The organism is Kitasatospora sp. NPDC050463 (genome assembly GCF_040655255.1).
GTDB lineage: Bacteria > Actinomycetota > Actinomycetes > Streptomycetales > Streptomycetaceae > Kitasatospora.
Genome location: NZ_JBFAJO010000137.1, coordinates 1 through 10,743 on the forward strand (window position 1 = coordinate 1; position 10,743 = coordinate 10,743).

Here is a 10,743-nt window from a genome sequence, read left to right on the forward strand (position 1 = left end):
GAGCCCATCTGATCGACGCCTGCCTCACCGAGACCGGACTGATCATGGACGGCTGAGCTCAGCAACAGCCGACATCACGCAATCAAGTTCAGTACTCCTGGTGAAGAACGGCTATGCCCAGGGCCTGGCCCTGCCCGCCGACCAGGCCGAGCGGCTGGCCGCAGGCCGCCGCCGGCGCCGCATCGAGGCCGTGCCGGATTCATCGCGACCGGCGGTGTCGGCGTTCGATGTCTCCCGGATGCGAGCCCAGGACCGGGCCCGGCGGGCTGGCACCCGCCCCCGCAGCGACAGCACGCCGTCCCGATGACGATCATGTTCCTGTCGACCTGTCTTGAGAACACCGGCTCGGTTCCCTGCTACCACCCAGGTAACCGGGCCGGGCTCCGGCCAGCCGCCGTGCCAGCTGCAAGCCGTCGCCGAACGCCTGGCCCGCGCCGAAAACGCCCAGCTGGCTTTATCTGTGAGAACGGACAGCAGATGTTCACCACTTTGGGAGGCGGTACTGCCCGACCTTGTTCGATTGCGGCAGCCGCAGAGGGTGGGTGCCGGCGCCTCTGTCAGGTTGGCTAGAAGAGGCCCGCGCGCATGTGCTGCATGAGGTTGTCGGAAATGGCGCGGAGCCATGGGCTGCGGACGGCTGGCAGCCGAACCAGAGTGTCCTGGAACACCCCCGAATCGGCCCGGAACAAGTAGGGGGCACGCGGCATGGGCGGATCGTCGCGGAGGACGCCTTTCGGCATGCCGCCCGACGCGGGGACGGGCAGGTGCGGTTCGGGGCGGGCGAGCCACCGCCACACCCCGAACGGCAGTGGTACCAGGTACGCCGAGCCGGCGGCGGTCCAGACTTCCCCCGTCTGCGGATGGGTCGGGACGAGGAGGATGTCAGCGTCCGCGCCGGGAACGGGCTGTCCCGGTCCGGCCAGGACAGCCCGCCGCGTCGATGGACCAGCAGGCAGCAGGGCGTCGAGGGCGCGTTGGAACACTTCCACAGCCAGGCCGTCCGGGACGGTCACCGGTCCGCCTTGCGAGGCCGCCAGCAGGTGGGCGAGCGCCCGGCCGGCTGCCGCCTCCCACTGCGGGCTCCACGACCAGTAGTGGCTTGTCCCCCACCGCGATCCCCACCTCGCAATCGGCTCGAACGGCGGCGTGCCTTCCCCTTCTTCCACCAGCTCTTCCCACGAGAGCGTTGCAGGATCAGCGCCCTCGACGGGCAGGCGGCGCACTGCATCCGGGACGAGCCATACGGCTTGCCAGAGAGAGCAGTCGTCGATCCGGCTCGCCACCGGCAGGCCGCACGCCTCACAAGCCATGTTGGGGCCGTCTCCTCCGTCAAGGCCACAGCAATAGCCTCCGCTCTTCTCCGGCACCAGCACGGTGCCGCAGGCGTCGCCAGGTGCGATGACGATCGCGCCGGCCGCGCCATCGGAGAGGGCGTAGACAGGCGCGTAAAGGCCGCGGGCCGTCGCCTCGTCCGGATCGATCTCCTCCCACTTCCGCCACGGTGGCCCCGAGGGCTTCGGGTCCACGGCGAACGTGCCCGACTCCATGAGCACCGGAAGCTGAGTGCCGTTCCCGTACTTCTGATAGGCGTGGACCGGCAGCGCGACCTGCGACAAGGGGATGGTCAGCTCGGCGCCGCATCCCGCGCACACGAAAACGAACAAATGTCCTCCGTTGGAGAAAGCAAGGCATCGTCGCAGCTCCGCAGCAGACCGGCCAACGTGTTTTTCATCCGCTGCTGGGCCGAGCGCGGCCACCGCAGGAAGCATCACCGTTCGAATCCTCGACGCGCTCTGGTGCCTCCCGAAGTGGTGAACACCTGCTGTCCGTTCTCATGAACAAAGCCACCCAGCACTGGGCCCGGCCGGATACGACTCCGAGACCCGCACCCTGCGCGTCCTCGCCGACTCCCCGGCCTGGGCCACCAAGCCGCGCCTCGGCGTGGGCGAGCAGGTCCTCCCCACATCTGGGCGGCAGCAGCGGCCCGTCGACACCGTCTGCGGTTAGCTCTGTCGCAGCCTGCTGACATGATCGTCCGAAAAGTGCGGAAGAGAGGAGCAGGCATGGACCTGACGGTAGAACAGGCGATACGGCAGATCACGGCAGCGGTCGTCGCGCAGGCGCCGGAGGGCTGGACGAAGTGCGTGCTGCGAGGGCACGCGAGCCAGTTCGGCGTCGGCCTGTCCGGCGGCGGGTACGTGGCGCCGAGCCGTCCGGGCTCCTTCTTCCGGGTACCGTTCCCACACCAGAGCCTCGCCTCCCTGGCCTCCCGGTTCCGGGACAGCCATGGCTGGGAAGCCATGGCCCTGGAGTTGACCTGCCGCCCGTCGGGCGCCTTCGAACTCGTGGTGTTCCAGGACACGCTGCAGCCCGGGAGCGGCCCCGAGGACGGCTGGACACTGACCCTCGACCCCGACTTCGCACCATCCGAACCAGGCGCGGCCGACGACGCACAACCATCCGCGCTGCGCGAGACCGGGGACCCGACCGAGGCGGTCGAGCGGCTACAGGCCGTCCTCCGACAACACGCCGAACGCTCCGGCACGGAACCGACGATGCCCGCGCCCGTCACCGAGGAGCAGCTCGCCGCCGCCGAGCGCCACCTCGACCGGCCGCTGCCCGCGGACCTGCGGGCGCTCTACTTGGAGGCCGACGGGGACGGCGACAGCGAGGCGTTGGCCGGGTACGCCTGGCCGTCGCTCGCCGGGGCGCTGGCCCAGTGCGACAACTACATCGGCGTGCCGACCTGGTTCGGCTGGGAGCTCGGCTGGCGCAAGGTGGTCTTCGACGCCGACCCACCGAACACGGTGCGCCGTTGCTCGGGGCACCCAGGCTGGCTTCCGTTCGCCACCCGCTGCGACGGCAACTTCTTCGCCGTGGACCTCGCGCCAGCCGCGGACGGCCGCCCCGGTCAGGTGATCGAGGTCGGCCGCGACTTCAACGACGGCCCCCGCTACGTGGCTTCCTCCATCACCGCCTGGCTCGGCCAGGCTCTCGGCCTGCCAGATCCTCACGCCCCGCAGCAGTTCGGGGATGACTCGCGCCAGTTGGTGGTCTCAGCCCTGGACGAGCGGCTCGCGCCGGGCATCCAGGCGATCCACCTCAATGACGCCCCGTCACCCGTTGACCTCGTTTCGCTCTGCGCCACCCCGCACCTGCGGCGCCTGCACCTCAACCGCTGCGCCACCACCGACCTGTCCCCCCTGGTAGCACTCCCCGTCGAGGACCTGGCCGTAGACCTCGCCGCCGAGGCCGACCTCGCCCCACTCACCGGCCATCCGCACCTCACCTCACTCGCCGTCGGCTCCCAGACCCCGATCGACCTCGCCCCGCTGCGCACCCTTCCCGCGCTGCGCTCCCTCGACCTGTCCCGTTGCCACACCTCGGACCTGGCGTTGCTGGCCGACCTCCCCGGCCTGCGTTACCTCGCCCTCTCCGCCACCCAGTGGATAGCCCTGATCGCCGCCGGCCGCCTCCCCGCCCACCTTGCCGCCGCCCGCCTGGCCGGAGCCCCGCCGCTCACCGCCGCCCTGGACCTGCTTGCTGCCCTTGGCGTCGACACCTCCACCGCCTACCGCCTCTCCGGCACTGCCGAGGACGCCTAACGCTGTGACCAACCTGGTCGGCTTCGTGGTGCGGCTTGACCAGGTCGTCGAGGCCGCTCCCTCAACGATTGACCGGCGGATCACCGGGGTGACGGTGGAGGCCCGACGTCGAAAGTGTGCCGAAGGAAGCGACCCTGGCGGCCCGGTAGGCACTCAAGCCGATCCGCCTCGACCCGGACCGCATACGCACTGGCCGCGGCCGGGCGGTCGCGTCCACCCTCGCGCAGCCGCGAGCGATGACCACCGCCGACCCGCTGGTGCCCCGGCCGGCCAGTTCCCGCCGGCGGCGCCAGGAGTATGAGCTGCCTGAGCTGGCGCGGCTCGCGACCGGGCCCTGACCCTGATCTCCTTCGCCGTCGCGGGGCGGGCCTCTGAGGTGAGCGGCCTCGACGACGAGGGGATCGTGCCGGAGGCCGAGCGACTGCGGGGCTCCGTGCCCTCGGTGAAGGGCCGTCCCGGCCGGGCAGTGGTCATCGCCTACGCCGACAGGAGGAGACTTGCCCGGTGCGGGCCTGGCGCGCCGCGGCTGGCCTCAACGGCGGCCCGGCGTTTCGCCCGGTCGACCAGTGGGGCCGCCTCGGCACCGGGCGGCTGTCCCCGGATGACTGTCGGATCGTCATCACCCGCACCGCCCAACGCGCCGGGCTCGACGCTCGGCTCACCGGGCACTCCCAACGGACCGGGCTGATCACCACGAGCATCAAGGCGGGCAAGCGGCCCGACCCGCACCCAGTCCGGCCACGAGGCCGGCTCCCCGTCTTCGCGGACTATGACGCCCAGGCCTTGGAGGACGCCGCCACCCAGGACATCGGCCTGTAGGCAGCCGTTGCCGAGTGACTCCGTTCAGCCTGAGGGGACACATCCCGCCTTCGGTGGGCCAGCCTCTCCCTGTCTCCGTCAGCGCCGAGCCCTGTACGGGGGCCGGGGGTGACGTTCGTCAGCGGTACCAGGTACGGATGGCGGTGGCGGTTTCGCGGACGTCGGCCTGTCCGTTGCGGATCCGACCAGCGAGTTCGACGGCCTGTTTCGGTTCGGCGGTGACGATGACGCCGGAGCCGGCGAGGTAGGAGGCGGCGACGACCGCAGCGAACTGCTCGTTCGCGAACTCGAGGGCGGGTACGCGGATGAGCTGGTGCATGAGTGCCGCGGCCCGCTGGTGGACGGCGCCGTAGACGGGTACGTCCATGACCTCGTCGAGGTGGCGGGCGACGGCTGCGGCGAGGGTGCCGTAGTCGGTGATGTCCGGATCGGCGGGAAGGAACTGGTGGGCGATGTCCAGCAGCCAGGTCCGGTCGACGCGCAGGATCACGCGACATCTGCCGCGTCGGAACACCCGCTGTGCGGGTAGGGGCCGAACTCGGCCTCGAAGGCCGGCGCCCACGCCTGGGAGAAGTGCGCGGCCGCAGTCAGGAACCGCTCCCGTCGCTCGTCGGCCTCCTCGGCGAGGACCTTGCGCGCGTAGTCCGGCAGGGACATCCCGGCGGCTTCCGCGCGCTGCTCGAGAGCCTCGTGCGCCTCGTCGTCCAACCGCACGTTCAGTTGCTTCATGACCGCAGCGTAGCGATTCCTACAGGCCGCTACAACCAGGGGGCAGATCCCTCAGTGGCCCCCCGGGCTCCGGACGAGACCGCCAGCCAGTGCTGTCCGCAGGCAGCACGACCAGCTCCGGCAGCGGCCAAGGCCGCGCGATGTAGAAAGCTGGCTGTGGCGGGAGCCGGGCCGCCCGTGGGGGTTCACGTTTGCCGGCGGCCCGCCCCACCGAGGTGACGTGTTCCTGCCCATCATCGAGGCGGGCTGCGTCGACCTGGTGCTTCTTGGCATCACAAGTCCCCTGGCCGGCCGCGTCCTCACCGGAAACGCTGACGGCTTCTGGGACCCCGATGTCTCGCCGGCCACGGACTTGCCGGGCGAACCTTGATCCCTGTCGGGACCGGAGCCGGTTCCGTCGTGGGGGCGGGATTCTCCTGGAGCGTCCGGCAGGTCAGGACGGTCCGGCCGAGCGAGGTGATCCGCGCCGCCCATCCCGGCCGGGAATCGGCGATGGCGAGTCCATCGAGAAATCGTCCGGCGCCAGGTCCCACAGGCCCCGCTCGGCGACGGCTCGCACAGCCCTGCCGGGGTTCTCCAGCCGGCGGGGTGCCGGTCATCCAGGCACCCCGCCGGCTGGCCTCTCAGGTCCTCGAGCACGATCCACTCGCGCTCGGACCGGAAAGTCCTCGAGTCCGGGTCGGCGGAGGTCCTGGTCCGCACCCGCCCGTGTGGTTCGGGAGCATCCGCAGGTACTTCCCGAGCAGCTGCGGGTGGGACGGCCGTTCGCCGGTCCCCTGAACAGGGTCGGCATGGTTCCGGTGGTGATGGGCCCCGACCGAGAGAAGTAGCGCTACTGGCCTGACCGGCGTGGCGGACGGTGGCGTTGTCCCGGATACGGCGGCCGCAGACCGGACACCATTTCGGGACCCAATGGATTGTTATGGCACTGACCTGCGGAAATGCTCTAGCAGGGGTGCCGTTTTGTTGCGTCATATTCCGGACAGTCGCGCAAAAAGCCGAAGTCGGCGTGCGCGCCAGGGCAAAAGCCGGACGGGGGCTGCCAGACGGAGTCCTGGGGGATCACGACAGGGTCCTGATCTGCGGTGATCCATCGCGTTCGGTGAAGTTTCTTGCAGAAGGTTGGCGAAATCGTCGGTCCTCTTGACCGCGCCGGGTTGCTGGGTGGTCAAGACTTGCGCCCCAGACCGGCAGGGGCAGCGGCTCCCGTCGGCGCGAAGCATCGGGGCTGCGGCTCGGGAGGGGTTCGGATGGGTGTGCGACGTGGGCCTAGTAGTACGGGTGACGAGGGCGGCGGTGTGCCGGCAACCGTGGTTCTGCTGGTTGTCGCGGTGCTCGCGGCCGTCGTGGTGCTGGCGGCCATTGGGCTGTCGACGGAGGCCGTCATCGCGCTGTCGAGCACCGCGGTGCTGTCGGCGGGCGAGTTGGTGAGGCGGCTTGTGGCGGCTGTGGCCGCTGGACGTCGGCGCGGGTGAGCGTGCCACGTGGGAAGGCCGAAGAAGGCGGTTGCCCCCGGTGCGGTCGCGGAGGATCTCGCACGCTTCCTCCAGGAGCTGAGCGCGCGCAGCGGAAAGACCTATGACGCGATGGCGAGGGTGTGCGGAGTGTCGGCGGCGACGCTGTGCCGGGCGGATTCGGGGGAGCGGCGGCCGCGGCTGGAAGTGGTGCGGGCGTATGTCGAGGCGTGCGGGGCCGGTTCGTCCGATCTTCGGAAGGCGGAGCGGCTGTGGGAGGGGACGCCGTCGCAGGTGTCGCTCTCCGGGGTGCGGTGGGTGGAGCCGGATGCGGTGTGCGAGGTACACCAGCTCGGTGAGCTGATGCGCGCGGCACGGGCGTTGAGCGGCAAGTCGCTGCGGTTGGTGGAGGAGCGTGCCAGGGCGTTGGGCCTTGTGCTGTCGCGAAGCACGCTGGGTGATGCGATGCGTCCCGGGGCGGTTCCCACCGAGACCGTGTTCTGTGTCTTCATGCGGGTGATCGGGGACTTCGACGGGTCGCCGGCTGCGGGGTACGGGCCCGAAGTCTGGGAGGAGGTGTGGAGGCGGGTTCAGCCCGGTCGACGGCCGCGGGTGCGGGCAGGGACGGTCGGGGGCTCATCGCGCAAGGCGTCGCCGGTGCGGGGCCCGTCTGCGGCGTCCCCGGTTCCGGCCGCCGGCAGTGCGCGTGGAGGGCAAGGAGGGCGGAGGCCTCGGGCCCGGGCGTGGGTCCGGCCGGGGCCGGTGAAGGAGTTCAAGGACCGGCTGTACCAGCTGTATCTGGGGGCGGGTGTGCCGTCCCTGGACGACATCGCCACCGCCGTCCTGCTGAACGATTCTCTGGAAGCGGCTCCCGGACGGGACAGAGTGAACCGGTTGTTGTGGTCGGCGGAGCTCGGGCTGCAGCAGGACGCGGTGGCGGTCGCCGGGATCCTGGCCGTGATGGCGGGGCTGGACCCGGCGTCGGCGGCCGAGCAGGCGAGGGAGTTGTGGGTTCAGGCCGCTGCAGCGCGCCCGTATGGGTGCGCGGTCGGTGAGGCGGATCCGTTGGCGCTGGGCGTGCGGGAGGCGTTCGTCCTGCCGAGGGGCGGCAGGGCGCTGCCTGCCCTGGTTCCGTACGTCCGGCGTCAGCACGACCAGGCGATCGAGGCCGTCGTTGGCAGGGCGGTCGCCGGCCGGAGTGGGATGGTCATCGTCCGAGGACCGCAGGCGGCGGGCAAGACGCGCAGTTGCTGGGAGGCATTGCGGGGGATTCCCGCCGGCTGGCGGCTGTGGCATCCGGCAGATCCGTTCGACGGCACGCAGGTCGTCCAGGGGCTTGCCCAGGCCGGTCCGAGGACGGTGGTCTGGCTGGACCGGGTGGAGCGGTACCTGGACCCTGTTCAGTACCGGGGGGCCGGGACGGTGCAGGCCGAGCTCGGGAACGTGCTGCACGACTCCCGTCGGGCTCCGGTCCTGGTGATCGGGACGGTCTCCGCCACCGCCGGTGTCCTGACCCGCAGCGGCGGCCTGACTCCGGGGGCCGACACCGTGGTGCGCACTCTGATCGAGGACGCGGTCGTGGATGTGTCGCCGAGGTTCACGAAGGCGGAACTTGCGCGGCTGGCGGACCTGGCCGATCTCGACGAGCGGCTGGCGACGGCCCGGGACAATGCCCGCGGTGCGGTGCCGAAGTTCCTCGCGACGAGCAGGAAGGCCTATCCGATTCTGGCCCCAGAATCGTTCCACACGGCTGTCGAGCAGGGGGACACCGACACCTTGTTCATGGGCGGGGCACTGCTCCAGGAATCGGGTCGGCTGGAGGAAGCGGCCGCGTGGTACCAGCGGGCGGCCGAGGCTGGCGACAGCCAGGCCATCGAGCCGGCGGCAACGTTGTTGACCGAGAGCGGCGAGCCGCAGGAAGCGATCTCCTGGCTGCGGACCCTGGCGGAGGCGGGCGATCCGGACGCCGCGGTGGCGGCCGCTCGGCGGCTGCTGGGGACCGGACAGGACAACGAGGCGATCCGGGTTTACCAGCAGGCCGCGCTGGCGAGTGGTAGCAGCCGTGCTCTCCGGGCGGCGGCCGCTCTCATGCGGCGCAGCGGGCGGGCGCAGGAGGCGGTCAGTTGGCTTCGTGACTGTGCGGCAGGGGGGAAGCCTGTGGCCCTGCAGGAGGCGGCCGACCTCTTGTGGGAGATGGGGGACACAACTAGGGCCTTGAGGTTCTACGCGGATGCGGGATCGGCCGGTGAGCCGGGTGCCTGGCGGGAGGCGGCGGGGCGGCTGCAGACACTGGGGCGGGGCGATGAGGCGGTGATCATGTACCGGGCCGCGGTCCGGCACGGGGACCGCCAGAGTGTGCTGCCGCTCGCCGACCTGCTGGTGGAACTGGGTCGGCGGCGGGAGGCGCTGGAGATCTACCTCGAGGAAGCCGAGAAGCAGAGGAAGCCCAAGGAGCAGAACCCTGACCTGGGGGCTCTCTGGCGGGTTGCGAACCTGTACCGGTCCAGTGGACAACCCGATGAGGCTCTGTCGTGGTTGCAGGAGGCCGCCGACCGTGGGGACGTGGCCGCGTTCATGCAGATCGGGTTGGTCCTGCGGGACAAGTGCGAACAGGACGAGCGCTTTCTGGACGAGGCGGTCGCCGCGTTCACAAAGGCCGCTGCCGCCGGTGAGTGGCACGCCTACCGGGAGTCGGTGTGGCTGCTTCGCAAGCACCGGGGCCTCAAAGCCGCCGTTGCGTGGTTGCACCGGCGCATTGAAGACAAGGACCCACGGGCTGTCCGGGAGATGGCAGATCTCCTGCGCGAAGCCGGGATGCCTGAACAGGCGCTGGTCTGGTACCTGCGCGCTGCAGAGCAGGGGAGTGAGTACTCCGCCAAGTACGCGTTGCGGCTGCAGTCTCGGCTGCTGGCGTGTGAGGAGAACGAGAGGCCGGGAAGAGAGGCTTCGGCAGCGATCGAAGCGGCTGAAGCGACCGAAGGCCTGTGACGGGGGACAAGTCGCGCCTGCGACACGCCGGAAGCGACCCAGCCGGAGGACTTGGTCACCTCAGTCGCTGGCGGTCAGTCGCTGGAGAAACGCGCAGGTCAAAGGCTATGTGGGATGCAAAACAGCGACCGAAGCGACCGAAGGTCTGATATATGAAGACATTCGCGTGTGCGCGTGTGCGTCATAGACCCGGGCTTGAGTCGCTACAGTCGCTGTTTTCGTCAGGAAAACGCTCTGACCTGCGAAAATGTGAGTTCGTTGGGCGGCAGCGACTGAACTTTTTCAGTCGCTGCCGCAGGCCCCGGTCGCTGCTCCCCGGCGCAGCCGGAGGGTGCGCGTGGCAGATCCTCTGCTCGGCTACCCTGTGTGGGCTATGTTCTGAACTTGAGTCGCTTGAGTCGCTGATTTGCCTTCCGGGAGTCTCTGACCTGCGGAAACGTGCCAGCTGTCGGGGAAGCGACTCAGCACTCAACAGCTACCGACTATGGGGAGGGACCAGCGTGACGGCGCCGAAGGCCGTGGCGAGCGACCGAGCGGGCTTTCAGCCCCGGTCGCTGGCCGTCGCCCGCTGGTGCGCCGCGCAGGGCTGGCCGGTTCACCCGCTGACGCCGGGCCGCAAGACCCCGCCGGCCAACTGCCCCCCGTGCCAGCACGCCCACCACGACCCGGCCGCCTGCTCCTGCCGTGAGGCAGGACGCTGGTGCCACGGCTTCCACGCGGCCACCCTCGACCAGGACCTTCTCACCACCTGGTGGCGGGCGAACCCGGACTTCGGTGCCGGCGTCTCCTGCGGCCCGGCCGGACTCGTCATCGGCTACGCCCTCCTCGGCCCCGACGCCAAGGCCTCCCGCGCCTCCGGCACCTTCCGGCGCCGCGTCTTCTGGCTCCTGCCCCACGACCGAGACCAGGACCCCGACGGCCTCTACGCCACCGGAGCCCCCTCCGAAGCCGTTGACCCCCGCACCGTCGCCCCCGGTGTCAAGGGCTACAAGACCGAGCGCTCCGAAGGCGGCCCCGCCTCACCCGCCATGCTCGAACTCGGAATAACGCTCCCTAAGTGGTTGGCTCCGGAAGTCCTTCGGGGGTTGATCACGTTGCCAGGGCGACGGAGGATTCTTCCTGGTGATCGGCGGTGTGCCGGTCGAGCC

10 protein-coding genes are annotated in these 10,743 nt (G+C 70.3%); 7 read left to right on the plus strand and 3 right to left on the minus strand.

Annotation, left to right across the window (positions count from 1 at the left end; all coding sequences use genetic code 11):
- The first annotated feature begins 100 nt into the window (after positions 1-100).
- Positions 101-307 (plus strand): hypothetical protein, encoded by a 207-nt coding sequence (locus tag AB0J08_RS39590; RefSeq protein ID WP_360644375.1) that lies wholly within the window; start codon positions 101-103, stop codon positions 305-307.
- A 259-nt stretch (positions 308-566) separates the two neighbouring features.
- On the opposite strand, the gene AB0J08_RS39595 is transcribed toward AB0J08_RS39590, so the two are convergent.
- The gene (locus AB0J08_RS39595) at positions 567-1,664 is read right to left on the minus strand and encodes a hypothetical protein (protein WP_360644378.1); all 1,098 of its coding nucleotides are present in this window, start codon (positions 1,662-1,664) and stop codon (positions 567-569) included.
- Positions 1,665-2,063: 399 nt separating this feature from the next.
- Between AB0J08_RS39595 and AB0J08_RS39600 the strand changes: the two genes are divergently transcribed.
- On the plus strand, positions 2,064-3,605 hold the full coding sequence (locus tag AB0J08_RS39600) for an SMI1/KNR4 family protein (protein ID WP_360644381.1): 1,542 nt from the start codon (positions 2,064-2,066) through the stop codon (positions 3,603-3,605).
- 504 nt (positions 3,606-4,109) lie between these two features.
- Positions 4,110-4,424 (plus strand): hypothetical protein, encoded by a 315-nt coding sequence (locus AB0J08_RS39605; protein WP_360644384.1) that lies wholly within the window; start codon positions 4,110-4,112, stop codon positions 4,422-4,424.
- Positions 4,425-4,542: 118 nt separating this feature from the next.
- Here AB0J08_RS39605 and AB0J08_RS39610 read toward each other — a convergent pair whose 3' ends face one another.
- Together AB0J08_RS39610 and AB0J08_RS39615 are read right to left on the minus strand one after the other, a co-directional pair.
- On the minus strand, positions 4,543-4,914 hold the full coding sequence (locus AB0J08_RS39610) for a fic family toxin-antitoxin system, toxin component (protein WP_360644387.1): 372 nt from the start codon (positions 4,912-4,914) through the stop codon (positions 4,543-4,545).
- Positions 4,911-5,153, minus strand: a complete 243-nt coding sequence (locus AB0J08_RS39615) for a hypothetical protein (RefSeq protein WP_360644390.1) — start codon at positions 5,151-5,153, stop codon at positions 4,911-4,913. Before AB0J08_RS39615 ends, AB0J08_RS39610 begins: the two co-directional genes overlap by 4 nt.
- Positions 5,154-5,373: 220 nt before the next feature.
- Here AB0J08_RS39615 and AB0J08_RS39620 point away from each other — a divergent pair, with 220 nt between their 5' ends.
- From AB0J08_RS39620 to AB0J08_RS39635, 4 genes are all read left to right on the plus strand, one after another.
- On the plus strand, positions 5,374-5,523 hold the full coding sequence (locus AB0J08_RS39620) for a hypothetical protein (protein WP_360644393.1): 150 nt from the start codon (positions 5,374-5,376) through the stop codon (positions 5,521-5,523).
- 928 nt (positions 5,524-6,451) lie between these two features.
- On the plus strand, positions 6,452-6,628 hold the full coding sequence (locus AB0J08_RS39625) for a hypothetical protein (RefSeq protein WP_360644396.1): 177 nt from the start codon (positions 6,452-6,454) through the stop codon (positions 6,626-6,628).
- A 9-nt stretch (positions 6,629-6,637) separates the two neighbouring features.
- Positions 6,638-9,595: a helix-turn-helix domain-containing protein gene (locus AB0J08_RS39630; RefSeq protein WP_360644399.1), complete on the plus strand. Its 2,958-nt coding sequence runs from the start codon at positions 6,638-6,640 to the stop codon at positions 9,593-9,595.
- A gap of 500 nt (positions 9,596-10,095) precedes the next feature.
- On the plus strand, positions 10,096-10,743 hold a 648-nt coding region (locus tag AB0J08_RS39635; protein WP_360644402.1), incomplete at its 3' end, for a DUF6009 family protein.